This is a genomic window from Chitiniphilus shinanonensis DSM 23277 (assembly GCF_000374805.1).
GTDB lineage: Bacteria > Pseudomonadota > Gammaproteobacteria > Burkholderiales > Chitinibacteraceae > Chitiniphilus > Chitiniphilus shinanonensis.
In genome coordinates this window covers 14,654-41,626 of record NZ_KB895348.1, presented here as the reverse complement: position 1 = coordinate 41,626, position 26,973 = coordinate 14,654, and the positions used below count along the sequence as shown (strand labels likewise).

General features: G+C 71.6%; 15 protein-coding genes. 11 read left to right on the top strand and 4 right to left on the bottom strand.

Annotated features, from left to right (window positions below; all coding sequences use genetic code 11):
- The first annotated feature begins 6 nt into the window (after window positions 1-6).
- Window positions 7-1,428, top strand: a complete 1,422-nt coding sequence (locus tag C556_RS20465) for a lysozyme inhibitor LprI family protein (RefSeq protein ID WP_083930600.1) — start codon at window positions 7-9, stop codon at window positions 1,426-1,428.
- Window positions 1,429-1,454: 26 nt separating this feature from the next.
- Here the strand turns inward: C556_RS20465 and C556_RS0113815 are convergent, their stop codons facing one another.
- On the bottom strand, window positions 1,455-2,432 hold the full coding sequence (locus C556_RS0113815; RefSeq protein ID WP_018748844.1) for a nitrilase family protein: 978 nt from the start codon (window positions 2,430-2,432) through the stop codon (window positions 1,455-1,457).
- A 92-nt stretch (window positions 2,433-2,524) separates the two neighbouring features.
- Here C556_RS0113815 and C556_RS0113810 point away from each other — a divergent pair, with 92 nt between their 5' ends.
- Window positions 2,525-3,382, top strand: coding sequence for a LysR family transcriptional regulator (locus tag C556_RS0113810; protein ID WP_018748843.1), 858 nt, complete (start codon window positions 2,525-2,527; stop codon window positions 3,380-3,382).
- 15 nt (window positions 3,383-3,397) lie between these two features.
- Here the strand turns inward: C556_RS0113810 and C556_RS0113805 are convergent, their stop codons facing one another.
- On the bottom strand, window positions 3,398-3,913 hold the full coding sequence (locus C556_RS0113805) for a P-loop nucleotide/nucleoside kinase family protein (protein ID WP_018748842.1): 516 nt from the start codon (window positions 3,911-3,913) through the stop codon (window positions 3,398-3,400).
- Window positions 3,914-4,070: 157 nt separating this feature from the next.
- On the opposite strand from C556_RS0113805, the gene C556_RS0113800 reads away from it, so the two are divergent.
- Window positions 4,071-5,453, top strand: a complete 1,383-nt coding sequence (locus C556_RS0113800) for a methyl-accepting chemotaxis protein (RefSeq protein WP_211214733.1) — start codon at window positions 4,071-4,073, stop codon at window positions 5,451-5,453.
- Window positions 5,454-5,457: 4 nt separating this feature from the next.
- Here the strand turns inward: C556_RS0113800 and C556_RS0113795 are convergent, their stop codons facing one another.
- Both C556_RS0113795 and C556_RS0113790 read right to left on the bottom strand, forming a co-directional pair.
- Complete coding sequence (locus tag C556_RS0113795) at window positions 5,458-6,135, bottom strand: Fe2+-dependent dioxygenase (protein ID WP_018748840.1); 678 nt, start codon at window positions 6,133-6,135, stop codon at window positions 5,458-5,460.
- A 382-nt stretch (window positions 6,136-6,517) separates the two neighbouring features.
- Window positions 6,518-8,806: a catecholate siderophore receptor Fiu gene (locus C556_RS0113790; protein WP_018748839.1), complete on the bottom strand. Its 2,289-nt coding sequence runs from the start codon at window positions 8,804-8,806 to the stop codon at window positions 6,518-6,520.
- A 439-nt stretch (window positions 8,807-9,245) separates the two neighbouring features.
- Between C556_RS0113790 and C556_RS0113785 the strand changes: the two genes are divergently transcribed.
- The 8 genes from C556_RS0113785 (at window position 9,246) to C556_RS0113745 (ending at window position 26,511) form a co-directional block, all read left to right on the top strand.
- Complete coding sequence (locus tag C556_RS0113785) at window positions 9,246-9,770, top strand: sigma-70 family RNA polymerase sigma factor (protein WP_018748838.1); 525 nt, start codon at window positions 9,246-9,248, stop codon at window positions 9,768-9,770.
- 160 nt (window positions 9,771-9,930) lie between these two features.
- A complete protein-coding gene (locus C556_RS0113780; protein WP_018748837.1) occupies window positions 9,931-10,155 on the top strand; it encodes a FecR/PupR family sigma factor regulator in 225 nt (74 codons plus the stop codon).
- A 668-nt stretch (window positions 10,156-10,823) separates the two neighbouring features.
- Window positions 10,824-11,057 (top strand): MbtH family protein, encoded by a 234-nt coding sequence (locus C556_RS0113770; protein ID WP_018748835.1) that lies wholly within the window; start codon window positions 10,824-10,826, stop codon window positions 11,055-11,057.
- Window positions 11,057-11,809: a thioesterase II family protein gene (locus tag C556_RS0113765; RefSeq protein WP_018748834.1), complete on the top strand. Its 753-nt coding sequence runs from the start codon at window positions 11,057-11,059 to the stop codon at window positions 11,807-11,809. Before C556_RS0113770 ends, C556_RS0113765 begins: the two co-directional genes overlap by 1 nt.
- A 111-nt stretch (window positions 11,810-11,920) precedes the next feature.
- Complete coding sequence (locus tag C556_RS0113760) at window positions 11,921-12,898, top strand: TauD/TfdA family dioxygenase (protein WP_018748833.1); 978 nt, start codon at window positions 11,921-11,923, stop codon at window positions 12,896-12,898.
- A 35-nt stretch (window positions 12,899-12,933) separates the two neighbouring features.
- Window positions 12,934-18,393 (top strand): non-ribosomal peptide synthetase, encoded by a 5,460-nt coding sequence (locus C556_RS0113755; RefSeq protein WP_018748832.1) that lies wholly within the window; start codon window positions 12,934-12,936, stop codon window positions 18,391-18,393.
- On the top strand, window positions 18,390-22,946 hold the full coding sequence (locus tag C556_RS0113750) for a type I polyketide synthase (protein WP_018748831.1): 4,557 nt from the start codon (window positions 18,390-18,392) through the stop codon (window positions 22,944-22,946). The genes C556_RS0113755 and C556_RS0113750 overlap by 4 nt, the downstream gene beginning before the upstream one ends.
- 1 nt (window position 22,947) lies before the next feature.
- Window positions 22,948-26,511: a condensation domain-containing protein gene (locus C556_RS0113745; protein ID WP_018748830.1), complete on the top strand. Its 3,564-nt coding sequence runs from the start codon at window positions 22,948-22,950 to the stop codon at window positions 26,509-26,511.
- The last annotated feature ends 462 nt before the right edge of the window (window positions 26,512-26,973 follow it).

Sequence of the window (26,973 nt, the reverse complement as noted above, 5' to 3'; positions counted from 1 at the left end):
GAACAAATGAAACGGACAGTGGCCGGCATCGGCCTATGGTTGGTCGGTGGACTGGTGTGGGCGGGGAGCGGCGATGGCGCCGGGATCGGTTGCGACACCGCGCGCACGGGGGCGCGCAGTGCAGCGCGTACCCCGGTGGAGGCGGCGATCTGCGCCCGGCCCGAACTGCGCAAGCTGGACGAGCGCATTGCCGGTCGCTATCGGCAATTGCAGCGCGAGCCGAAGGTGGATGGCACGGCATTGCGGCGGGATCAGCAGCGCTGGCTGGCGCAGCGCGATGCTTGTGGCACCGCGGCAGACTGCCTGCGCGACCGCCTCGAGGAGCGGTTGGCCGAAGTGGCGGCGCAGGTGTGGCAGGTGCAGGCCTATCAGCCGGACCAGGTGGACGAGGCCGCGATGCACCAGTTGCGCGATGCGGTGGTCGCAGAAATGGAGCGCGACGCGGAGTTTCCGCTGGAAACGGCCCTCAAGTCGTTCGCGCTGCCTGCGCAGGAGGTCACGACTTTTCGCAACCAGCCGAGCGCTGAGGCGTCCGAGGCGGGCGCGGACGACAAGCTGCTGTTCCCGACCGAGCGCCCCGAAGGCGTGACACCGGCCGAGTGGGAGCTACTGCGGGAAGACTGGGTGGATGGCTGGGAAGGGGGAGATTACGCCTACAGCCTCATGGATCTGGATGGCGATGGCGACCGCGATCTGGTGGTCGATCACTACAGTCTCGATATCGGCTGGCGTTTCGTTTCCACCTGGACGCAGAGTAATCAGCGCTTTCTGCGCTCGTTCACGGCGTGGGATCCGGTCGGCAACACCGCATTCCCTCAGCTCTACATGATGGGAAGCGAGGACGGGCGCCAGCAGGGGACCTGGATACGGCTGCAAGGCCGGGTTTATGCGGCGTATCGCGACAGCCTGTATGGCGTGGACCAGATATACCTGTTACGTCCATTGCAACTGCTGGCCAAGGTGCCCCGGTTGACCATCGACTACCGTTACCGTTTTTCCGTCCCCCGCCGCCAGGTCCCCGACAACGGGCGGGAGGCATATCTGCTGGACGATGCGCGGCTGGCGGCATTGAACAAGGCGGTGACTCCGCTGGAGCAGATCCGTCGTCCGGCCGGCGGAAAACACGCGCAGGTGATCTGTCCGATTCCGCCCGAGACGTACGAGGGCTTGTACTACCAGTGGGAATCGATGGGAGTCCGGGCCAATGAGCAGGCTGTCGCCGATCTGGCCGTGTGGCAGGACGATACCTGCGAGATCGGGCAGTTGGTGGCTTCGTTCGCGGGCTACACGGCCAAGGATGGTCTGGCCGCCCGGTTGCGCGTCAGCTCCCCTGGCGGCATGGAACTGCCCAGCTATGTGGTGACCGCGCGCCGCGTCGCCACTGGCGTCACGGCCGAGCTGGCCTTGTACATGCTCTGGCAACGCTGAGCGCTGTGCATTGACGAGGCCCCGCCTCAACGCCTGACCGGCGCCTCGGAAAAGCGCGCCTCGCGGGCGTTGCGCTCGTCGCCGCGCCGCTCGGTCAGGATGCCGTACAGCTCGGGGCGGCGACCCTGCATCCAGCGGCGCCCGGAACACAGCGGTAGCAGCGTCAGATCCAGGTCGGCCACCACCAGCGCGTCGGCGGCGGCCCAGGTCTCGGCCAGGATGCGACCGTACGGGTCCAGCAGCATGGCGTTGCCGGTGCGCACCTCGTCGTCGTCCTGGCCGACGCCGTTGCTGAACAGCAGGAACATCCCGTTGTCGTGGGCGCGCGACGGCAGCCAGCGCAGCAGCCATTCGCGCCCGTTGGGGCCACGGAATTCCGCCTCGATGGCGGCCGGGTCCTCGGCGCGTCGTTGCCACCGTTCGAGCGGGATCGGCTTCATCGCGTGCGGGCTGCGCGAGTTCGTGCCGCCGGTCTGGTGCGGCGCCAGCAGCACCGACGCGCCCAGCAGCGCGGTGGCGCGCGCGTTCTCGATCAGGTTGTTGTCCCAGCAGATCAGCACCCCGGCGCGCACGCCCCACGGCGTGTCGAACACGGTGTAGCCGTCGCCGCTGTGGATGTGCTCGTGCTCGAACGCATGCAGCTTGCGGTGCGCGTGCACCTGGCCGTCGGGCATGCACACCGCGTAGGTGTTGTGCAGCCGACCGTCGTCGCCGCGCTCGATCAGGCCGGCGCCGATCAGCATGCCGTGTTGCCCCGCCAGCGCCCGCAGCGCCGTCACCGACGGGCCGTCCGGCACCGGCTCGGCCAGCGCCTCCAGTCCGGCGCGGTCCAGATTGCGCACGAACCAGTAGCCGGTGACGCACATTTCCGGGAACGCCAGCATCTGCACGCCCTGGGCGGCGGCCTCGGCGACGAAGTGGCGGATGCGCCCCAGGTTGTAGTCCTTGTCGCCGGGGCGGGCTTCGAACTGGACGGTGGCGGCGCGGATCGACGATGCGGTCATGGCGGGTTCCTCGGTGAGCGATGCGACGATTAAACCGCGTTCCAGGCGCGCTGGATAATGATGGATTTTCCGCTTGGTGATAACTTGGCGGAATGAACATCAAGCTCCTGCGCTCGTTCCTGGTCCTGGCCGACTGCCTGCACTACGGCGAAGCCGCGCAACGGTTGTGCCTGACCCAGCCGGCGCTGACCAAGCAGATCCGCCAACTGGAATCCGACCTGGGCGGCCCGCTGTTCGTGCGCGGGCGCCACGGCACCGCGCTCACCGGCCTGGGGCGTTACCTGCGCGACGAAGGCGGCGACCTGCTGCGCCGGAGCGAGGCGCTCACCAGCCGCGCGCGGCAGGCGGCGCGTGGCGAGGCCGGGCGACTGGCGATCGGCTTCGGCCTGTCGTCGATCGAACTGGCGCCGCGCTGGGTGGCGGCATTCCGTCGCCAGTACCCGCAGGTGGAGGTCAGCCTGGAGGACATGTCGTCCGCCGAGCAGGTGGCCCGACTGCTGGCGGGCACCTTGCAACTGGGCTTCGTGCGGTTGCCGGTGGCGCCGCCGCTGGCCTGCCGCGCGCTGCTGACCGACCAGCTGGCCCTGGCCACCGCCGACCCCGCACTGGCCTGCACCACGCCGGCCGCCGTGGCGGCTGCGCCGCTGATCGCGTTGCTGCCGCAGCGCGGCCCGGGCCTGGCGGGGCAGGTGGCGCAATGGTTCGCGGGGCACGGCCTGCACGCCGAGGCGGCGCAGCAGACCAGCGACATCCAGACCGTGCTGGCCTTGGTGGCGGCCGGCACCGGCGTGGCCATCGTGCCGCGCAGCGCCGCCCGCATCGCCCCGCCCGACGTGCGCCTGCTGCCGTTGCCGGGCGGGGAGTGCGGCTGGCAGGTGGGCATGGCGTGGCACCCTGGCCGCGACGAGCCGGCGCGCGACCGCTTTGTCGCGCTGGTCACGGCGGGTTGAGCGCCGCCGCGCGGGTCAGGCGTCCCGCAGACGACCGAGCAGTTCGTCCAGGCACTCGGCGACGGTGCGGTGGGCGGTGTCGATGACGATCCGCCCGCCATCCCACGCTTGATAGTCGCGCGCCTGCACCGCCTGCCAGTCGGGCAGGATCAGGCCGGGGATGTCGCCGATCCGCGCTTCCACCCGCCGCCGGTGCTCGTCCGGGTCGGAACAGACGATCTCGATATCCAGGTGCCGGGCGGCTGTGTCGAGCGACACCTTGCGCCAATGACGCCGGGTCAGCGGCCACGGATTGCAGCAATCGGCGACCACATCGACGCCGGCCGCCAGATTGTCGGCGGCGACACGCTGCGCCAGCGCATAACCCTCGCCTTGCACCGACAGGCCGGCCAGGTCGCGCAGCGCCTGTTCGATGGTATCGATACGCAGGTAGCACGCGCTGATGCGGCCGGCCAGCTGGCGCGCCAGCGTCGTTTTGCCGACGCCGGGCAGGCCGGCGAAGACGCAAAGCAGGGGTGGGGAGTCGGGCATCGTGGGGGCGCGGGGGCGGGAATGCCCCTCCAAAAGGACTGATATGCCACGAGGTTCCGCGCAGACGCAACGTTCTTTCTTAGGATCGAATCGTTTCGCGCGGCGCACCATCCGGTGCGCGCCTTCCAAATCCCCGGGAACCCCAATGAAAATCGGCATGCGAATGCGGCTGCTGGGCTTGCTCAGTGTGATCGTGCTGATCCTGACCACGCTGGTGGCGTGGTGCTACATCCAGAAGGCGAGGGCGCCGGTGCAGGACCTGACCAGCAACGTGATCCCCACCCTGGCCATCCTCAACCAGTTGAGCGCGGATTTCTCCGACAGCCGCCGCACCTTGCTGGTCCACCTGCTGGAGCAGGACGACACCAGGATGGCGGAGATCCAGGCCCAGTTCGAGCGCGAACAGGCCCGGCTGGTGCGGCTGATGGACGACTACGACCGGCTGCTGTTCGACGAGCAGGATCGCCGCTACGCCGCGGTGGCGCGCCGCGAGATGGCGGCCTACCACCTGCTGGCCCGCCAGGCATTCCAGGCCAGCAGCGAGCATCGCCGCCAGGACGCGCTGGACATGGTCAGCCGTATCACCGCGCCGCAGGCGCGCAAGGTGCTCGACCAGCTGGAGACCATGTCCAACTACTACGGCCAGCTGACCACCCAGGCCGACCGTTCCATCCACCACAGCTTCGCGGCGCTGCTCTCGGTGCTGAGCGGGCTGTGCGTCGCCACCGCGCTGGCGATGCTGGCGAGCAGCGAACTGGTGACCCGCTCGGTGACCGGCCCGCTGCACCGCCTGCGCGATTTCGTGGTGCACGTGGCGCACCATTACGAGTTCTCGCACCGCCTGCCCGCAGCCGGGCGCGACGAAGTGGCCGAGACCAGCCGGGCGTTCAATTCGCTGCTCGACATCCTCCAGGACAACCTGTGGCAACCGCCTCGGCACGACACCGCGGCGGCGGCGCCGCTGGAGGGCCCATCGTCGCCGGTACCGCTGCCCGCGCCCGGCGAGGCCGTGGCGGAGCGCGTCGCGGCGGAGGCCGGCCGGATGGACAGCGAAATGGCCGGCGCCACCCAGGAACTGGTGGCGCAGACCAACGCGGTATCGCGCAGCGCGGCCATCGCCGCCGCGCATGCCGGCGAAGCCAGCCGCGGTTTCGCCGGCTCGGCCGAGCGCCTGCGCCGGCTGGCCGGGCGCACCCTGGCCACCGCCGGCGAGATCGCCGGTTCGGCCGAGCAGATCCGGCGCGAAGTCGGCCATACCGCCGACGCGCTGTACCGCGCGGCCGACGCGTCCATCGACGAGGACATGCGGCGGCGCATCCGCCACCAGGGCCAGACCGTGGCCGATCAGGTGAACCGGCTGGCGACGGCGATCCACGAGCACGACACAGCCAGCGGCGAGATGGCGCGGGAGATCGAAAAGGCCGCGCAGTTGTCCGAGCAGATCGGCACCAACGCCTTGCGCGCCTGCGAGGCCAGCAACGAGCTGCACCGGCTGGCGCAACGCATGCGCAAGCTCCAGGACGGCGCCTCGCCGGCTTAGCGCCTCAGACCTCCGCCCATTGCCGCAGCAGGTTGTGATAGTGGCTGGTCAGCGCCACCACTTCCTCGCTGTCGCCGAGGCGGGTGCGCAATTGCTGGATGGTGCGATCCAGCTCGAACAGCGTGGCGCGGCGGCTGTCGTCGCGCACCATGCTCTGCACCCAGAAGAACGACGCCACCCGGGCGCCGCGCGTCACCGGCGCCACGCAATGCAGGCTGGACGACGGATACAGCACCAGATCGCCCGCCGGCAGCTTCACCTCGTGCTGGCCGTAGGTGTCGTCGATCAGCAGTTCGCCGCCGTCGTACTCGTCGGGCTCGGCCAGGAACAGCGTGCACGACAGGTCGGTGCGCAGCATGCCGCCGCCCGGCTGGGCGCGCACCGAGCCGTCCACATGGAAACCGTAGTGCTCGCCGCCCTCGTAGCGGTTGAACAGCGGCGGCACCGTGCGCAGCGGCAGCGCGGCGGGGAAGTACAGCGGATGCCGCGCCAGCGCCTCGACGATCACCTGGCCCCAGCGCTGTGCCAGCGGCGAGTTTTCCGCCAGTTGCCGGTTCTGCTTCACCACGGCGCCTTGCGGGCCGACCGTGCGCCGGCCGTCCACCCAGTCGGCGGCATCCAGCTCGGCGCGCAGCGCGCGCCATTGGTCGGGGGCGAGGACTTCGGGGATGTGCAGCAGCATGGGATGTGTTTTCCGGATGACCAATGACAACGCCGCCACGCGTCAACGGGGCGGCGGTGGGAGCCAACGAAAGATCGTGTGAGCACCCGAGCAAAGCGAGGCTCCCTCGCGGCGGCGAGGGCGGGGGGAGTGGAATCGAGCAGGCGCGAGCCGTTTCTGGCATACCAATGCCAATGAGCACCCGGCTTGGCCGGGGGCCCGATACGGCCCGATTCGCACTGTGGCAAAACGCACCTCCGAGGCTCGCGGTGGCGAGGGCGGGGGGAGTGAAATCGACCAAGAGAGCGCCGTGGCTGGCATACCGTTGTCGATGTGCCCCCGGCTTTGCCGGGGGCTTGATTCCAGGTCATCCCCACCCCTGGTTGCCGAGTGGTTTCGGCGCTTAAAAAATAAAGCTGGCCGTCAGGCGTGCCGAGCGCGGCGTGCCCGGCGTGTAACGATAACCGCTCTTGTTGATCGCGGCCACGTAGTCCTCGTCGAACAGGTTGTACACGTTCAGTTGCACGTCGAAGTTCTTGCTGACCGCATACGACGCCATGCCGTCGAACATCCAGTACGACTCGACGTACTTCGGCGTGCCCACCGCGCCGTCCTTGCCGCGCTGCAACTGGCCGACGTAACGGCCGCCGCCGCCCACGGTGAAGCCGTGGCCCAGGTTGTAGCTGGTCCAGGCGGTGAAGGCGTTCTTCGGCGTGTAGTTCAGGTCGTGGCTGTCGTCGTTGCCGACGTTGGCGCCGCTCAGCACCTTGGTGTCCATGATGGTGAAGCCGGCGCTGACACCCCAATTCTTGGTGATCTGGCCCACCGCGCCCAGCTCGATGCCCTGCACGCGCTTCTTGCCGGTCTGGTAGTACTGCAAGTCGACCGGGTCCTGTTCCACCTCGTTGCGCACCTCGGTGCGGTAGATGGCGGCGGTCAGCGACAGCTGCCGGTCCAGCAGATCCCACTTGGTGCCGATCTCGGCGGTGCGCGCCTCCTGCGGCTTGTAGTCGGGATTGCCGGCGTTGTTGGCGTTGCTGCTCAGCGTGAAGTTGTTGCCGCCCGGGGGTTGCTGCGAAGTGGCGTAGTTGACGTAGATGCTGCCGTTGGCCGCCGGCTTGTACACCACGCCCAGCTTCCAGTTGAACAGGTTGTCGGCGTCGTCCAGGTCGGTGGCGGTCACCAGGGTGCCGGTCGGGTTGCCCTGGCACGGAATGGCGCTGTTGCCGGTGCCGCCGCACGCGGCCACGTTGGTGTACGAGGTCTTGTAGCGTTCCAGGCGCATGCCGCCGTTCACCTGCCACTGCTCGTTCAGCTTGATGGTGTCGAACAGGTAGACCGCCGCGGTGCGGGTTTCGCCGTCGGCGTGGCCGCCGTTCAGTTCCCAGGTCATGCCCGACACGTTCGGATCGGGGTCGTACAGGTTGGCCGCCGGCCAGTTGCCGGTGCGCACCGTGCTCAGGTTGGTCTGCTTCTCGCGGGTGAATTCCACGCCGCCGCTCAGGTCGTGCACCAGCGCGCCGGTCTGCACCGTGGCGGTGACGTTGGTCTGGTTGGTGAGGATCTCGTTGGTCTGGTTCTTGAACGTCGGCGTGCTGCGCGCCAGGGTCCAGGTGGACGGATCGAGCGGGTTGGGCGTGAGCAGGTTGGCGGCCGAGCCCATGAACGCGGTCAGCATGTAGTCCTGGCGCGTCTTGCCCCAGCGCGTGGTGTTGCGCAGCGTGGCGGTGGGTGACAGATCGTGCTCGATGGTGAAGGTGACCATGTCGGCGCGCACGTCGTCGTAGTCGTGCGTGGTGCCGTAGAAGTTCTCGGGATCGACGCGGCCGGCGCCGCCGATGAACGGGCGCTTGGGATCGGGGCTGCTGTAGCCGGGCAGACCGATGGTCGGCACGCCGCCGTCCGGCACGTTGTTCTGCTCGACGTGCATCACGTCGAGGAAGGCGCGGGTGGGGCTGCCCAGCCCGTAGGCCAGCGAGCCCGCCACGCCCCAGCGGTTGTTCTCCACCATGTCGCGGCCGACCACGCCATCCTTCTGGCCCATCACGTTCACGCGCAGCGCGGCGCCCTCGATGGCGGTGATGGCGCGGTTGAGATCGGCGGTGGCGCGCAGGTAGTCGTCGCCGGCCACCAGCGACGCGTTGCCGGCGTCTTCCAGCGACGCGCGCTTGGTCACCAGGTTGATGGCCCCGGTGGGCGCGCTGCGGCCGTAGTCGGTGCCGGCCGGGCCCTTGGTCACTTCGATCTGGCTGACGTTGAAGGTATCGCGCGAGATCGAGCCCAGGTCGCGCACGCCATCGACGTAGATGCTGCTGGAACTGTCGAAGCCGCGCATGTAGATGGCGTCGCCGGTGGTGGTGTTGCCGTTCTCGCCCAGGAAGAAGGTGCTCACGCCGGGGCTGTTGCGCAGCGCCTCGGTCAGCGTGGTGGCGCCCTGTTCCTTGACCAGTTGCTCGGTGATCACCGACACGGTCTGCGGCGTGTCCAGCAGCGGCTCGGTGAACTTGGGCGACGCCACGCGCTCGGCCTTGTATTCCGGCTGCCCGGTCGGCGCGGTGACCGTCACCGTGGGCAGCGTGGCCTCGGCGGCGAGGGCGGCGGTGGGAACGGCCAGCGCCAGCAGCGTGGCGGCGGTGGTCGACTTGAGGGCGGGCGTGGACGCGCCGTGCTTGCGGCTACGGATGTAGGCCATCGTGTGATGCTCCCTGAACGTGATCTCTGAGGCGACGCTCTGATGGCGTCATGCAAATGCGAATTTTTCGCAATTGTAACAAATTAATTGAGAATCTTTCTCGTTCGTTTTGAGTCTTTTTCGAGTAAGCGACAGGAAAGAAAATGCCGTGATCCGGGGACGGCCCACGCGGGGCGGGCGCGGTGCCGCGCCGGCCAACCGCCAACCGTTGACGTTAGGCGCCGACAGTCGGCGGTTATCACCGGCGAGAGCGGGTCAGCGGGCCGGCTCCGTGCGTGGTGCAGCGCGGCATGCCATCGCGCGGGGCGCCCAAAGCTGACATTTCGCTGAGCAAAGAAAGCTGCATACGCGATGGACCGCTTTCAATCTTTGATATGATAATCGTTCTCAACAACCCGGAACGCAGTGGGCGCGCTGGACTTTGCTTGGAGGTTTCCCGATGTTGGTTGAGTTGCCGCAGCCCACGCTCGAAGCGGTGTTCCTGGCGCATCGCGCCCAGTTGCTGGGCCTGGCCCGCAAGGTGGTCGGCACCGTCGAGACGGCGGAAGAGATCGTGCACGAGGCGTACCTCAAGCTGGTGGAGGGCGCCTGCGCCCGCGAGGTGCGCAACCCGCTGGGCTATTGCTGCCAGGTGGTGCGCAACCTGGCGCTGGACCACCTGCGGCACCAGGCGGTCGAGGCCACCTACCGCGTCTACACCGACGACGGCGAACTGCCGCAGGTGGCCGGCGGCACCACCCCCGACCAGGGCATCGACGAGCGCCGCGTGCTCGACGCCATCGACCGCGTGCTCGCCACCCTGCCGCCACGCACCCGGCTCGCCTTCGAGCTGTACCGGCTGGCCGGCTTGACCCAGCGCGACATCGCCAGGCAGCTCGGCTGCTCTGCCACCCTGGTCAACTTCATGCTGCGCGACGTCGCCAACGCCCTGGCCGGCTGCCGCCACCTGCTGCACGACGACTGACGCCGCCGCGCCGGTCGCCATGCCGCGTTCCGTCGCCGCGCGTGCGGCCCGCGGCACGCCTCGCGCCGGGCGATTTCCGCGCTTCCGAGCGATCGTGCCTTGTGTGTATCCTTGGCCGGCCGGTGCCACAGTCGCCAGGAATCGAAGGGAGAACAACAAAATGCAGCACGACCCGATCTGGGAAGTCGCGTGGGGCTGGGTGACGCGCCAGCACGAAGGCACGCTGGACGACGCCGCGCAAGCCGAGTTCGCCAACTGGCTGCACGCCGATCCGCAGCACCGCCGCAGCTACGACGACGCGGCCCGCCTGTGGCGGCTGACCGGCCTGGTGCCGCCAGCCAACGAACTCGACGCGCCGGGCTGTCCAAGCGACGACGAGCGCTGACCGCAGTCCCCACCCGAACCCGCCGCCCCGGCGGGTTTTTTGTCGCCCCCGCCCCGGCCTTTGGCCCCGGAACGGATCGCGCGACGACGATGCCGGATTTGCCGCCTTGCACGACAAAGGTCTGCCGGAACAGGCTTTTCCGGCGGCTGCTTGCGCTTGCGCAAGCACCGCCGTCTCGGTTGTCCGTGGTGAAGTCCACCGACCTAACATGCGGCGACAGATACTTCGCATAAGGTGTAAGCAAGGCCCGGGCTTTCAAGTGTCATTCAAAAACCCCGTGCAATGCGGGGAGTGCGACGGAAAACCCCTCAAGCTGTTGACCGAAACGGAAATGGCCCAATTCAAGGCATTCTGCGCGGCGCGGTTTGGTCTGGACGAGGTCCGGGCCTGCCACGCGATTTTCCGCGAGTTGCAGACGATGGCCGACGAAAACACCGGGGTCGTTCGGGCAAAGATTACTGGTGAGCCACCCGGCCCGAGCGCCATCCCACGCGCTCCGGCCGCCGCCCCGAATCCCTCCGTGCTCCTCCGTATTCCCCGTGCCCTCCGTGGTTCAAGGTTTGGGGTCTCCGTTCGCCGCGCTAAACAAATCCCCCCCTACCTCGTCATCTGAGGCAAGCCCACCGCAACCCGCCGGTGGAATGCCGTCACCACGCACGAGGATTGCCATGACCACCAGTTGTTTCGACCGCGACGACGAGACCTTCATCGTCCTGGTCAACCACGAGGAACAGTATTCGATCTGGCCGCACTGGAAGGCCGTTCCCGGCGGCTGGCGCGCCGTCGACGGCGTGCGCGGCGACAAGCAGCAGGTGCTGGACTACATCGAGCGCACCTGGACCGACATGCGCCCGCGCTCGCTGCGCGACTGGATGGCGCAGCAGGCCGACGCCGCGCGCTGATGTCGCGGCCGATCGACCTGCTGGCCCTGCCGTGCGCGGGCGCCAGCGCCACCCTGTACGCCCGCTGGCCCCGCGCCTTGCCCGACTGGCTGCGGCTGCGGCCGCTGGAACTGCCGGGGCGCGGTGCGCGTATGGACGAACCCCGCGTCGAGGACTTCGACCGGCTGGTCACCCTGCTGTGCCAGGAGATCCAGCCGCGCGGCCCTTACGTGCTGTTCGGCCACAGCATGGGCGCCTTGCTGGCGCACGGCATCGCGCGCCGGCTGCACGCCGCGCGCCGCGCCATGCCGCTGGCGTTGCTGGTGTCGGGCAGCCCCGCGCCGTCGCGCCGCGACAGCGCCCGCTACGCCGATCTCGACGACGCCGCGTTGCTGGCCGATCTGCGCCGCCACGGCGGCACGCCCGAGGCGGTGCTGGCGCACCCGGAATTGCGGCGGCTCACGCTGGACACCCTGGCCGCCGACTACCGCGTCTGCGCCAGCTTCAGCTATCGCCAGACCGCGCTGCTGCCGCTGCCGATCCACGCCTTCGCCGGCCGCCAGGACGACATCGGCGCCGCCAGCGTCGAGGCCTGGGGCGGCGAGACCACCGGCTCGTTCGCGCTGGACTGGTTCGACGGCGGCCACTTCTTCATCCGCCAGCACGAGGACGCGGTGATCGCCGCCGTGGTGCGCGCGCTGGGGCCGCTGGCCGCCACACCGCGCCACGACCGGCCCGCGCCGCGCGCCGCCGCGACGAGCCGACCTGGATGACGCGCCCAGCCTCCACCGCCGCCCGGCCCCGCGCCTGTCGCGGCCGGCCCGTCGCCCCGGCGTGACGGCGGCCGGCTCGCGCATCAACCCGGACCCAACCGAGGAACCCAGATGAACGATTTATCGATCCGCTTCACGCGGCGAGGCCCGGCCGCGTCGGAACTGCCGGTCCTGATCGAGCCCGACTTCGCCGGCGAGCCGCTCCAGACCGCATTGCCCCGGCTGCGCGGCCGGATCGAGCGCGAAGTGCGCCGCGTCGGCGGCGTGCTGCTGCGCGGCTTCGCCGTGCCCACGGTCGAGCATTTCCGCCAGTTCGCCGCCGATTTCGGCCACCCGCTGCTCAGCTACGAATTCGGCTCCACCCCGCGCTCGGCGGTCGGCGGCGGCGTCTACACCTCCACCGAATACCCGGCGCACCAGCACATCCCGCTGCACAACGAACAGGCGTACACCCGCGAGTGGCCGATGAAGATCTGGTTCCACTGCGTCACCGCCGCGCCCCAGGGCGGCGAAACGCCGATCGCCGACAGCCGCGCCATCCATCGCCGCATGCCCGAGGCGATCCGCCGCCGCTTCGAGCCCGGCGTGCTCTACGTGCGCAACTACGGCGATTTCGACGTGCCGTGGCAGCAGGTGTTCAACACCGGCGATCGCGCCGAGGTCGAAGCCTATTGCCGCCGCGCCGGCATCCGCTGGGCCTGGGGCGAGGACGACGCGCTGCGCACCACCCAGCTGTGCCAGGCCATCGAGACCCATCCCGTCACCGGCGAAACGGTCTGGTTCAACCAGGCGCACCTGTTTCACGTCTCCAACCTGCAAGCCGAAGTGCGCGAATCGCTGGAGGAACTGCTCGGCCTGGACAACCTGCCGCGCAACACCTATTTCGCCGACGGCTCGGCCATCCCCGACGAGGTGTTCGCCGAAGTGCGGCGCGTGCTCGACGAGGAGACCGTGTCGTTCCGCTGGGAAGAGGGCGACGTGCTGATGCTCGACAACATGCTGGCCGCGCACGCCCGCGCCCCGTTCCAGGGGCCGCGCAAGGTGGTGGTCGCCATGGCCGAGCCGCACGGCAACCTCCACCGCGCCTGATCCGCTCCCGAACCCACGCCATGCGAGAACCCCAGATGAACGCCCAACCGGCCCCGCGCCGCCATCCCGCCCATTTCGTCGGACACCTGCGCCAACTGGCGCGCGCGCGCCCCGCCGACACCGCCCTGGTGGTGGTGGACGAGCACGACGGCCGGCCCGTGGACCGCGCCATCGACTACGCCACGCTGGACGCGCGGGTGCGCGCGCTGGCCGCCACGCTGCAACGCCGCTTCGGCCCCGGCGAGCGCGCGCTGCTGCTGCTCGACAACGACGACCACTACGTCGTCGCCTTCTTCGCCTGCCTGTACGCCGGCATGGTGGCGGTGCCGGTGTTCCCGCCCGAATCGTCGCGCCCGCAGCACGTGGCCCGCCTGCTGGGCATCGCCGCCGACGCGCGCGCCTGCTGCATCCTCACCGTCGAGACCATGCGTCCGCTGGTCGAGGCCGCGGCCCACCGCCTGCCGCAGGTATCGGTGCTCGCCGTCGACCAGCCCGGCGAGCACCGCGCCGACGACTGGATCGAGCACGCCCCGCGCGACGAGGACATCGCCTTCCTGCAATACACCTCCGGCTCCACCTCCGCGCCCAAGGGCGTGATGGTCAGCCACGGCAACCTGATGGCCAACGAGCGCGCCATCGAACAGGGGCTGGGCGTCGGCGACGACGACGTCTTCGTCTCGTGGCTGCCGTTGTTCCACGACATGGGCCTGATCGGCGGCATGCTCCAGCCGATCCATCGCGGCATCAAGCTGGTGCTGATGACGCCGCGCTTCTTCCTGGAGCGCCCGGCGCGCTGGCTGGAGGCGATCTCGCGCCATCGCGGCACCCTCAGCGGCGGCCCCGACTTCGCCTACCGGCTGTGCCTGGAGCGGCTGAACGACGCCCAGCTCGAAGCGCTCGACCTGTCGAGCTGGCGGGTGGCGTTCTCCGGCGCCGAGCCGGTGCGCCACGACACCCTCGCCGGCTTCGCCGAGCGCTTCGCCCCGGTGGGCTTCGCCGCCGACGCGCTCTACCCGTGCTACGGCCTGGCCGAGGCCACGCTGTTCGTCAGCGGCGGCGTGCGCGGGGCCGGCATCGTCGCCCACGGTTTCGCCAGCGACGCGCTGGCGCAGGGCCGTGTCGAGGCCGCCGCCGACGCGCCGCTGCTGGTCGGCTGCGGCCACGCCCCGAGCGAGCACGCCATCGACATCGTCGACCCGGCCACCCTGGCGCCCGTCGGCGCCGGCCACGTCGGCGAGGTCTGGGCCGCCGGCCCCAGCATCGCCAGCGGCTACTGGGGGCGGCCCGACGCCACCCGCGACACCTTCGTCGAGCGCGACGGCCGGCGCTGGCTGCGCACCGGCGACCTGGGCTTCGTCCACCACGGCCAGCTCTACATCACCGGGCGGCGCAAGGACCTGATCATCGTGCGCGGGCACAACCTGTATCCGCAGGACATCGAGCGCGCCATCGAGAGCGAGGTCGAGGCCGTGCGCAAGGGCCGCGTCGCCGCGTTCGCCGTCAGCGGGCCGGATGGCGAGGGCATCGGCGTCGCCGCCGAACTGTCGCGCGGCATGCAGAAGCTGATCGCCCCGCAGTCGCTGGTGCAGGTGCTCAGCGCCGTGGTCAGCGAACTGTGCGGCGAACCGCTGTCGGTGGTGGTGCTGCTCAACCCCGGCGCGCTGCCCAAGACCTCCAGCGGCAAGCTGCAACGCAGCGCCTGCCGCCAGGGCTGGCAGGAACGCAGCCTCGATGCCTGGGCCATCCACGAATTCGGCGCGCTGGTGCAAAGCGAAACCGACGCCGACGCCGTCCCGGCCGGCGCGCCCGATCCCGCCCGCGCCGCGCTCGACGCCACCGCCCACGCCGCGCTCGATCCCGCGGCTCGCGCCGCGCTCGATCCCACCGCTCGCGCCGCGCTCGATCCATTCACCGCCGACCTGGCCGGGCTGTGGCGCCAGGCGCTGCGCCTGCCGGCGGATGCGCCACTCGGCCCCGACGCCCACTTCTTCACCCAGGGCGGCAACTCGCTGGCCGCGGTGCAACTGGCCGCGCTGGTGGCCGAGCGCTGGCGCGTGGCGCTGCCGCTGTCGCTGCTGTTCGAACAACCGCGGCTGGCGCCGCTGGCGCAGGCGCTGCAACGGCTGCGCACCGCCGGCGACCACGCCGCGCCGCCCGCCATCGCCGCGCTGCCGGCCGCGCGCCGCCACGGCCCGCTGCCGCTGTCGCCTGCGCAGGAACGCCAGTGGTTCCTGTGGCAGCTCGACCGCCAGGGCACCGCCTACCACCTCAGCGGCGTGCTGCGGCTGAGCGGCGCGCTGGACGCCGCGCCGTTGCAGGCCGCGTTCGACGACCTGATCGCCCGCCACGAAGCGCTGCGCAGCGTGTTCCGCCAGGACGCCGACGGCGGCGTCGCCCAATACGTGCAGCCGCCCGAGCCGCTGGCACTGGCGTTGATCGACCTCGCCGACACCCCGGCCGGCCAGCGCCGTGCGCGCGCCGACGCCGCCATCCAGGCGCAGCACGACCAGCCGTTCGACTTGACGCGCGGCCCACTGCTGCGCGCCGCGCTCATCCGCCTGGACACCGCCGAGCACCTGCTCGCCGTCACCGTGCACCACATCGCCGCCGATGGCGTGTCGATGCAGGTGATGCTCGACCAACTCGCAGAACGCTACCTGGCGCACCAGGCCCATGCCGGGGGCGTCGCGCTGGCGCCGTTCGCGCCGCTGGCGGTGCAGTACGCCGACTTCGCCGCCTGGCAGCGCGACTGGCTGGCGTCCGGCGTCGCCGCCCGGCAACTGGACTGGTGGCGCGGCCAGCTCTGCGACCGGCCGGGCGACGAGCAGCCGGTGCTGGCGCTCGCCACCGACCACCCGCGTCGCCCGCAGGCCGGCTACCGCGCCGCGCGCCACGGCATCGCCGTGCCGGCGCCGCTGCTGGCCGCGCTGCGCCGCACCGCCCAGGCCGAGGGCGCCACGCTGTTCATGGTGCTGCTGACCGCGTGGCAGGCGCTGCTGCATCGCCATACCGGCCAGCGCGACCTGCGCGTCGGCGTGCCGGTCGCCAACCGCCACCATCCGGGGCTGGCCGGGCTGATCGGCTTCTTCGTCAACACCCAGGTGCTGCGCGCCGAGGTGCACGGCCGCCTGCCGCTGGCCGAGCTGCTGGCGCAGGTACGCCACACCGCGCTGGGCGCCCAGGCGCACCAGGACCTGCCGTTCGAGCAACTGGTGTCCGCCTTGCAGCCCGAGCGCAGCCTCAGCCACACCCCGTTGTTCCAGGTGATGTTCAACCACATCAGCGAAGACCTGGGCGCGCTGGCGCGGCTGCCCGGCCTGACGGTGCGGCGCGAAGTCCCGCCGGCGCAGCACGCCCAGTTCGAACTGACGCTGGAAGCGCGCGAAGCGGCCGACGGCGCGCTGGCGCTGGAACTGATCCATGCCGCCGAACTGTTCGAGCCCGCCACCATCGCCCGCCTGGGCCGCCACTACCTGCGCCTGCTCGCCGCGCTGGCCGACGCGCCGCGGACCGCCGTCGGCGACGTGGCGCTGCTCGACGACGACGAGCGGCAACAGCTGCGCGAGTGGGGCGACAACGCGCTGCGTTATCCCGACAACCAGCCGGTGCACCGGATGTTTTCCTGGCACGCCCGGCGCCAGCCCGACGCCGTGGCGCTGCTGTTCGGCGATGTCCAGCTCAGCTACGGCGAACTGGAGCGCCGCGCCAACCGGCTGGCGCACCACCTGATCGGCCTGGGCCTGCGCCCCGAGGCGCGCGTCGGCGTGGCGCTGGAGCGTTCGGTGGAACTGGTGGTCGGCCTGCTGGCCATCCTCAAGGCCGGCGCCGCCTACGTGCCGCTCGACCCGGACTACCCCGCCGAGCGGCTCGCCTGGATGGCCGCCGACAGCGGCATCTCGCTGCTGCTGACCCAGCAACGCCTGCTGAATCTGCTGAGTGCGCCGGCCGGCGTGCCGGTGCTGACGCTGGATACGCTCGACCTGTCCGCCGCGCGCGACGACGATCCCGGCGTGCCGGTGCACGGCGAACAGCTCGCCTACGTGATCTATACCTCCGGCTCCACCGGCCGCCCCAAGGGCGCCGCCAACCGCCACCGCTCGCTCACCAGCTGCATGCGCTGGATGCAGGACGCCTACGCCCTCGGGCCGGGCGACACGGTGCTGCACAAGGCGCCGTTCGGCTTCGACGTCTCGGTGTGGGAGCTGTTCTGGCCGCTGACCACCGGCGTGCGGCTGGTGGTGGCGCAACCGGGCGACCAGCGCGACCCCGAGCGCATCGTGCGCCTGATCGAGCGCCACCAGGTCACCACGCTCAACTTCGTGCCCGCCATGTTGCAGGCCTTCCTCGCCCATCGCGGCATCGAAGGCCGCACCCGCCTGCGCTACGTGATCTGCGGCGGCGAGGCCATGCCGCCCGGCACCCAGCGCGAGGCCCTGCAACGGCTGCCCGGCATCAGCCTGCAAAACCTCTACGGCCCGACCGAGACCACCATCCATGTCACCCACTGGACCTGCCGCGCCGATGGCGGCAGCAACGTGCCGATCGGCAGACCCATCAGCGACACCATCACCCGCGTGCTCGACGCCGACCTCAACCCGGTGCCGCCCGGCGTGCCCGGCGAACTGTACCTGGGCGGCCTGGGCCTGGGGCGCGGCTACCTCGGCCGGCCGGGCCTGACCGCCGAACGCTTCGTCGCCGACCCGTTCGATGGGGGGGCCGACCACCGAGGAGGCGGGCGGCTGTACCGCACCGGCGACCTGGTGCGCTGGAACGGCGACGGCCAGCTGGAATACCTGGGCCGCATCGACCACCAGATCAAGATCCGCGGCTTGCGCATCGAATTGGGCGAGGTGGAGGCGCAACTACTGGCGCAGCCCGGCGTGCGCGAAGCGGTGGTGGTGGCCCAGCCGGGCCCCGCCGGCAGCGGGGCGGCCGGGGTACGGCTGGTGGGCTATATATCGCCGCATGCCGATCAACCGTTCGATCAAACCGCGCTACGCGCTGTGCTCGACCCGACCGCCTTGCGCGCCGCCCTGGCCACGCAACTGCCCGACTACATGGTGCCCAGCGCGCTGGTGGTGCTCGACACGCTGCCGCTCAACCCCAACGGCAAGGTCGACCGCAAGGCGCTGCCGGCGGCCGAAGTGACGGCCAGTGGCGAATACGCGGCGCCGCAGGGCGACACCGAGCAGGCGCTGGCGGCGATCTGGTCCGAGCTGCTGGGCGTGGCGCGGGTCGGCCGGCACGCCAGCTTCTTCGAGCTGGGCGGCCATTCGCTGCTGCTGCTGAGCGCGCAGCGCCGCATCGCCGACACCCTGGGCCGCGCGCCCAGCGTGGTCGAGCTGTTCCAGTACCCCAGCATCGCCGCGCTGGCCGGCTTCCTCGAACACGGCGCCGCGCAGCCGGCCGGCGCGCTCGACCAGGCGGACCAGCGCGCCCGCCGCCAGCGCGCCGCCCTGCAACGCCGCCCCAACCTGGAAAGGACCCCCACATGAACGCACGCCACAGCGACGCCCCGCTCGACGCCGCCAACGGCATGGAGATCGCCATCGTCGGCATGGCCGGGCGCTTTCCCGGCGCCGACGACCTGGACGCCTTCTGGCGCAACCTGCGCGACGGCGTCGAAGCGGTGCGCCACTTCGACGACGACGCGCTGCGCCGGCACGGCGTGCCCGACGAGCTGCTGGCCGACCCGGCCTACGTCAAGGCCGGCATCGTGTTCGACGGCATGGCGCACTTCGACGCCGGCTTCTTCGGCTATACCCCGCGCGACGCCGAACAGCTCGACCCGCAGCAGCGGGTGTTCCTGGAGACCGCGTGGCACGCGCTGGAGCACGCCGGCTACGGCGACCCGACGGCCGCCGGCACCGTCAGCGTCTACGCCGGCAGCGGCGCCAACCTCTACCTGACGCGCCACCTGCTGCCCGCGCTGGCGGCCGACGCCAGCCGCGACATCGCCACCTTCCTCGGCGCGCTCAACGGCAACGACAAGGATTCGCTGGCCACCCGCGTCGCCTACAAGCTCGACCTGCGCGGCCCGGCGGTATCGGTGCAGACCGCGTGCTCCACCTCGCTGGTGGCGGTGCACCTGGCGTGCCGCGGCCTGCTCCACTACGAGGCCGACGTCGCGCTGGCCGGCGGCGTGTGGCTCAACCTGCACCAGGGCGGCGGCTATCGCTACCAGCAGGGCGCCATCCTCTCGCCCGACGGCCATTGCCGCGCCTTCGACGCCCGCGCCGCCGGCACCGCCATCGGCAGCGGCAGCGGCGTGGTGGTGCTCAAGCGTCTGGCCGACGCCCTGGCCGACGGCGACACCGTGCACGCCGTGATCAAGGGCAGCGCGCTGAACAACGACGGCGCCGACAAGGTGGGCTACACCGCGCCCAGCGTGAACGGCCAGGCCGAAGTGATCCTCGCCGCGCAGGCGATCGCCGAAGTGACAGCCGATTCCATCGGCTACGTCGAGGCGCACGGCACCGGCACCGCGCTGGGCGACCCGATCGAGATCGCCGCGCTGACCCAGGCGTTCCGCCGCACCACCCCGCGCCTGGGCTACTGCGCCATCGGCTCGCTCAAGACCGCCATCGGCCACCTGGACGCCGCCGCCGGCGTCGCCGGCCTGATCAAGACCACGCTGGCGCTGGCGCACCGCACCCTGCCGCCCAGCCTCAACTTCGAGCAGCCCAACCCGCGCATCGACTTCGCCAACAGCCCGTTCCAGGTCAACACCGTCGCCCGGCCGTGGCCCGCCGGCGCCACCCCGCGCCGCGCCGGGCTCAGCGCCTTCGGCATGGGCGGCACCAACGTGCACGCCGTGCTGGAGGAAGCGCCGGAGCAGGCGCCGTCGCCGCCGCCCGAACGCACCCAGTTGCTGCTGGTGTCGGCGCGCAGCGAGGCCGCGCGCGCCGCCGCCGCCGCCCGGCTGGCCACCGCCCTGGCGCAGCCGGATTCCCCGGCGCTGACCGACGCCGCCCACACCCTGCGCGTCGGCCGCAAGCGCTTCGCCCGGCGTCTGGCGGTGCTGGCCGACGACCGCACCGCCGCCGTCGCCGCACTCGCCGGCGAGGGGGGCGGCGAGGGGGCGGGCGAGCGCTTCGAAGGCAGCGCATTGTCGGCCCGGCCCGGACTGGCGCTGCTGTTCCCGGGGCAGGGCGCCCAGCATCCCGGCATGGGCCGGGCGCTGTACCGTGCCGAGCCGGTGTTCCGCGACACCGTCGACGCCTGCTGCGAACGGCTGCAACCGTTGCTCGGGCTGGACCTGCGCACGCTGTTCCATCCCGCGCCCGGCGACGAGGCCGACGCCGCGGCCCGCCTCGCCCGCACCGCGCTGACCCAGCCGGCGCTGTTCGTGCAGGAATACGCGCTGGCGCAACTGTGGCTGAGCTGGGGCGCGCGCCCCGACGCGCTGCTGGGGCACAGCATCGGCGAATACGTGGCCGCCTGCGTCGCCGGCGTGTTCTCGCTGGACGACGCGCTGGCGCTGGTCGCCGCGCGCGGCCGGTTGCTCCAGGACTGCCCGCCCGGCGCCATGCTGGCGGTGGGCCTGCCCGAGCGCGAACTGCTGGCCGCCATGCCCGCCGGCTGCGACCTGGCCGCCGTCAACGCGCCCGACCTGTGCGTGCTGGCCGGCCCGGCCGACGCCATCGACGCCGCCGAGCGCACCTTCGCCGCGCGCGGCGTGGCGTTGCGCCGACTGCGCGTGTCGCACGCTTTCCACTCGGCACTGGTCGAGCCGATGTTCGAACCGTTCCGCGCGGTGCTGGCCGGCGTGACGCTGCATCCGCCGCGCATCCCGCTGGTTTCCAACGTCAGCGGCGGCTGGCTCGACGCCGCGACGGCGTGCGACCCCGATTACTGGCTGCGCCACCTGCGCGGCACCGTGCGCTTCGCCGACGGCCTGGCCACCGTGCTGGAACGCGCCGACCGCCTGCCGCTGGAAGTGGGCCCCGGCGACACGCTGAGCGCGCTGGCGCGGCGCCATCCCGCGCTGGCCGGCCGCCCGGCCGTCGCCAGCCAGTGCCATCCCGAGCGCGCCGCGCACAACGGCCGCCAGCCGCTGCGCGCGCTGGCGCAACTGTGGGTGGCCGGGCTGGAGCTGGACGCGCTGGCGCGCCACGCCAGCGGCAGCCGGCGCGTGCCGCTGCCGGGCTATCCGTTCGAGCACGCGTCGTACTGGGTGGCAGCGGCCGCCGCGCCAGCCCAGGCCGCGCGTCCGGCCGGCATCGCCGGCTGGTTGTACCGGCCGCTGTGGCGGCGACTGGGCGCCACGGCGACCGCCACGGCGCCGGTGCCGGGCAGCGTGTTGCTGCTGGCCGACGACCTCGGCGTCGCCGACGCGCTGGCCGCCCGCTGGCGCGCGGCCGGGCGGCGGGTGACGCTGGCCTCGCCCGGGGCCGATTGCCGGCGCGACGGCGAACGCCATTGGCTGCGCCCCGGCGAGCGCGACGACTTCGCCCGCCTGCTCGACGAGGCCGGGCCGTTCGACCGCATCGTCCACCTGTGGAACCTCGACTGCGGCGCGCTGACATCGCCCGGGCTGGTGCTGGCGCGCGGCTTCGACAGCCTGCTGGCGCTGGCCCAGGCGCTGGACGCCACCGGCCACGCCGCGCGCGGCGCGCAGCTCGTCGTGATCGCCGACGGCGTCGAGGACGTGGACGGCGGCGAGCGGCTGTGCGCCGAAAAGGCCGCGCTGTGCGGCGGCTGCAAGGTGCTGGGCCAGGAATATCCCGCGCTGGCGTGCCGGGTGATCGACGTGGCCGTGCCGCAGGCCGGACTCGAAGCCGGCTGGCTCGACCTGCTGGATGCCGAGCTGGCGCGCGGCGACGCGCCGTCGCCGCTGGCGCTGCGCGGCCGCCATTGCTGGCACAAGGATTTCGAAGCCGCGCCGTGGCCGGCATCGGCCGCGCCCCGGCTGCGCCAGGGCGGCGTGTACCTGATCAGCGGCGGCCTGGGCGGCGTCGGCCTGGCATTGGCGCGCCACCTGGCCGGCGCCTGGGGCGCCCGGCTGGCGCTGCTCGGCCGCCAGCCGCTGCCGCCGCGCGCCGACTGGCCGCAATGCATCGCCGTCGGCGACGCGCTGGCGGCACGGCTGCAAGCCATCCTCGATCTGGAGGCCGCCGGCGCCGAAGTGCTGCCGCTGGCGGCGGACCTCACCGACCCCGCCGCGTGGCCCGCCGTGCTCGACGCCACCCGCCGCCATTTCGGCGCGTTGCATGGCGTGATCCATGCCGCTGGCGTGGCGGGCGGCGGCATCGTCGCCCGGCGCGACCCCGCCGCCGCGCAGGCGGTGCTGGCGCCCAAGCTGGCCGCGCGCGCACTGCTGGCCGCGCTCGACGCCGAAACCGCGCCCGGCGTGGCTACGTCCGGCGTGGATTTCGTGCTGCTGTGCTCGTCGCTGAGCGCGCTGACCGGCGGCTTCGGCCAGTTCGACTACTGCGCCGCCAACGCCTTCCTCGACGCGCTGGCGGCCGAGGCCACCACTCCGGCGCGGCCGGTGCTGGCGGTGGATTGGGACGTGTGGCGCGGCCTGGGCATGGCCGCCGGCCAGCAATTGCCCGACGGCGTCGGCATCGCCGCCGGCGACGCCGGCCCCTTGCTCGACGCGCTGCTGTCCGGCCTGGACAGCGCCCAGGCGGTGGTCTCGACCGCGCCGCTGGCGCCGTTGCTGGCGGGCCAGCCGTCGCTGGATCTGGCCGAACGCCTGGCCGCCGCGCCGGCCCCGGCGCGCGCCGGCCATCCGCGTCCGCCGCTGGCCACGCCCTACGCCGCGCCGGCCGACGGCCTGGAAGCCGACCTCGCCGCGCTGTGGAGCGACTGCCTGGGCATCGCCGGCCTGGGACGCGACGACAACCTGTTCGAGCTGGGCGGCGATTCGCTGCTGGCGATCCAGCTGCTGACGCGGGTGCGTCAGATGTACGGCGTCGCCCCGCACCCCGGCACGCTGTTCCGCGCCCCGACCATCGCCGCGCTGGCGCGGCAGATCGAAACCTGCCTGATCGAACAACTGGAAGACACCGCGCCGGCCGAAGCGGCGACGGTGGGAGCCTGATATGTCCTCGACGCAAGACCTGTCCGACCGCCGCGCCCGCCTCAGCGACGCCCAGCGCGCGCTGCTGGCGCAACGCCTGCGCGGCGCCGCCGCCGCGCCCGCCGTGGCGCCCATCGAACGCCTGACCGCGCGCGACGCCGGCCCGGCCTCGTTCGCCCAGCAACGGCAATGGCTGCTGTGGCAGCTCGACCCTGGCAGCGCCGCCTACCACCTGAGCGGCGGGCTGGATTTCGCCGGCGCGCTCGACGTGGCCGCCCTGCGCCACGCGCTGGCCGCGCTGGTGGCGCGCCACGAATCGCTGCGCACCGTGTTCCGCGAGGACGGCGACGGCCAGTTGATCCAGTGCGTGCGTCCGGTCGACGGACCAGGGCGAATCGACCTCGCACCGCAATGGCTCGACCTCGCCGCACTGGACGACGCCGCGCGCGACGCCACCGTCGCCGCCGAGACCCGGCGCCTGTGCGCCACGCCGTTCGACCTGGAACACGGCCCGCTGCTGCGGCTGAGCCTGCTGCGGCTGGGCGTCGAGCGGCACCGGCTGCTGGTGGTGATGCACCACACCGTGTCCGACGGCTGGTCCACCCAGTTGATCCTCGACGAGCTGGCCGAGCTGTACCGCGCCGCCCGCGAGGCGCGCCCGGCCGCGTTGCCCGCGCTGCGCGTGCAATACCTGGACTACGCGCCGTGGCAGCGCCGCCTGCTGGCGCAGGGCGAGGGCGCGCGGCAACTGGCGTACTGGCGCGAACAACTGACCGGCGAACCGTCGGGCGGCGATCCGTCGGTGCTGCAACTGCCCACCGACCACCCGCGCCGCGCCGACGGCCGTTACGCCCAGGCGCAATACGAAACGCCGCTGCCCGACGAGCTGGCGCAGGCGCTGCGCCGGCGCGCCCAGGCCGAGGGCGCCACGCCGTACATGCTGCTGCTGAGCGCGTGGATGGCGCTGCTGTACCGCCACACCGGCCAGACCGACGTGAGGGTGGGCGTGCCCACCGCCAACCGCCACCATCCCGACACCGCCGGCATCGTCGGCTTCTTCGCCAACACCCAGGTGCTGCGCGCCCGCTTCGCGCCGCGCCTCACCCTGGGGCAACTGCTGGCGCAGACCCGCGACGCCGCACTGGGCGCCCAGGCGCATCCCGACCTGCCGTTCGAGCAACTGGTCGAGGCGCTGCAACCCGAGCGCACCTGGGGCGTCAGCCCGTTGTTCCAGGTGGCGTTCAACCACCTGCGCCACGACCGCCGCGCGCTGGCCGGCTGGCCCGCCCTGGCCGTGCGGCGGCTGGAGCTGGAACAGCCGGCCGCCCAGTTCGAGCTGACGCTGCAAAGCCTGGAGGACGAAGCGGGCGGCATCGCGCTGCAATTCAAGTACGCCGCCGAGCTGTTCGAGCCGGCCACCATCGAGCGCTGGGCCGGACACTACCTGGCGCTGCTGCGCGCGCTGGCCGACACCCCCGAGGCCACGGTGGACCGGATCGACCTGCTGGCGCCGGCCGAACGCGCGCTGCTGCAAGCGTGGGGCGATGCGAAGCGCGGCGAACCGGCGCAACCGCCGCTGCACCGGCTGTTCGAGCGGCACGCCGCGCGGGCGCCGCGCGCCCCGGCGCTGGCGTATGGCGACACCCGGCTGGACTACGGCGAGCTGAACGCGCGCGCCAACCGCCTGGCGCACCGGCTGATCGCGCTGGGCGTCGGCCCGGAAACGCGGGTCGGGCTGGCGCTGGAGCGCTCGGCCGAACTGGTGGTGGCGCTGCTCGCCATCCTCAAGGCCGGCGGCGCCTACGTGCCGCTCGATCCGGCCTATCCGCAGGCGCGGCTGGACTACATGGCCGCCGACAGCGGCATCGCGCTGCTGCTGACCGACCGCGCGCTGCGGTCGCGCTTCGACGGCGACGCCCTGCCGCCGGTGCTGGCGCTCGACACCCTGGCGCTGGATGGCGAGCCGGAGCACGACCCGGCGCTGGCGATCCACGACGAGCAACTGGCCTACGTGATCTATACCTCCGGCTCCACCGGGCGGCCCAAGGGCGCGCAGCTCAGCCACCGCAACGTCGCGCGGCTGCTGTCGGCCACCGCGCCGTGGTTCGACTTCGGCCCGGACGACACCTGGACGCTGTTCCACGCCTACGCCTTCGATTTCTCGGTGTGGGAGCTGTTCGGCGCGCTGTGCAGCGGCGGCCGGCTGGTGGTGGTGCCGTACTGGGTCAGCCGCTCGCCCGACGATTTCCTGGCGCTGCTCGCCCGCGAGCGCGTCACCGTGCTCAACCAGACGCCGTCGGCGTTCGCCCAGCTGATCCACGCGCTGCCGGACCGCGAACCCCCCGCGCTCGACCTGCGCTGCGTGATCTTCGGCGGCGAGGCGCTGGAGCCGGCCGCGCTGCGCCCGTGGTTCGACCGCTTCGGCGATTCGCGGCCGCAACTGATCAACATGTACGGCATCACCGAGACCACGGTGCACGTCACCTATCGCCGCATCACCATCGATGATCTGGGGCGGATCGACCCTTCAACGCGGGATGTGTCGGCCCGTGGAGCGGATGACGGCTCGAAGCGCGGCGCAGCGAACAGCCTTCCTGTTCGCAAGCCGTGCGACACCGCCGCCGCCGCTCCACGGGTCGACCCGCAGGGAAGGGCGGAGCCCTTCACGCCCGTGGTGGAGGGCCGATCCGCCCCACGCCAATCGCGCAGCCCGGTGGGCGTGGCGATCCCCGACCTGGGCGTGCGCGTGCTCGACGGCGCGCTCAACCCCGCGCCGATCGGCGTGCCCGGCGAGTTGTACGTCAGCGGCGCCGGGCTGGCGCGCGGCTACCTGGATCGCCCCGGCCTGAGCGCCGAACGCTTCGTCGCCGACCCGTTCGGTGGGGCGGCCAACGGTGGGGCGGGCGGCCGGCTCTACCGCAGCGGCGATCTGGCGCGCTGGAGCCACGACGGGCAGCTGGAATACCTGGGCCGCATCGACCACCAGCTGAAGATCCGCGGCTTTCGCATCGAGCTGGGCGAGATCGAGGCGCAACTGCTGGCGCAGCCGGCGGTGCGGCAGGCGGTGGTGCTGGCGCGCGACGGCTCCGCCGGGCCGCAACTGGTGGCCTACCTGTCGCCGCAGCCCGACGCCACGCTCGATACCGCCGCCCTGCGCGCGGCGCTGGCCCTGGCGCTGCCCGACTACATGGTGCCGGCGCACTGGGTGACGCTGGCGGCGTTGCCGTTGAACGCCAACGGCAAGATCGACCGCCAGGCACTGCCCGAGCCCGCCGCCGCCGAACGCACCCACGCGCCGCCCGAGGGCGACACCGAAACCGCGCTGGCCGCGATCTGGGCCGAAGTGCTGGGCCTGGCGCGCGTCGGCCGCGACGACCACTTCTTCGAGCTGGGCGGCCACTCGCTGGCGGTGTTGCAGGTGCAGGCGCGGGTGCAGCAGCGGCTGGGCGTCAAGCTGCCGCTGCCCGACTACTTCCGCCAGCCCCGCCTGGCCGACCTCGCCGCCGCCCTGGCCCTGGCGCACGCCGAAAACGACGACACCGAACTGGCGAAGATGCAGGCGCTGCTCGATCTGCTGGAGACGTAGTGGGTGGTATTGGAGGAAAGGCCAATTCCACACCTTGGACCACAGAGAACACGGAGGACACGGAGATTCACGGAGGGAAACCTGAAAGTCGAAAGAGGAACCCGCTTCCGCAGTGGTTTGGTTTTTCTCCGTGCTCTCTGTGTTCTCCCTGCCCTCGGCATTTCCCGGAAGTTGTTTTTCACAGAGGGAAAACCTGGGAAGGCCGAAGTAGGAAAAGCCAACCCCACACCTTGGACCACAGAGAACACGGAGGACACGGAGATTCACGGAGGGAAACCTGAAAGTCGAAAGAGGAACCCGCTCCCGCAGTGATTTGGTTTTCTCCGTGCTCTCTGTGTTCTCCCTGCCCTCGGCATTTCCCGGAAGTTGTTTTTCACAGAGGGAAAACCTGAGAAGGCCGAAGTAGGAAAAGCCAACCCCACACCTTGGACCACAGAGAACACAGAGAGCACGGAGATTCAC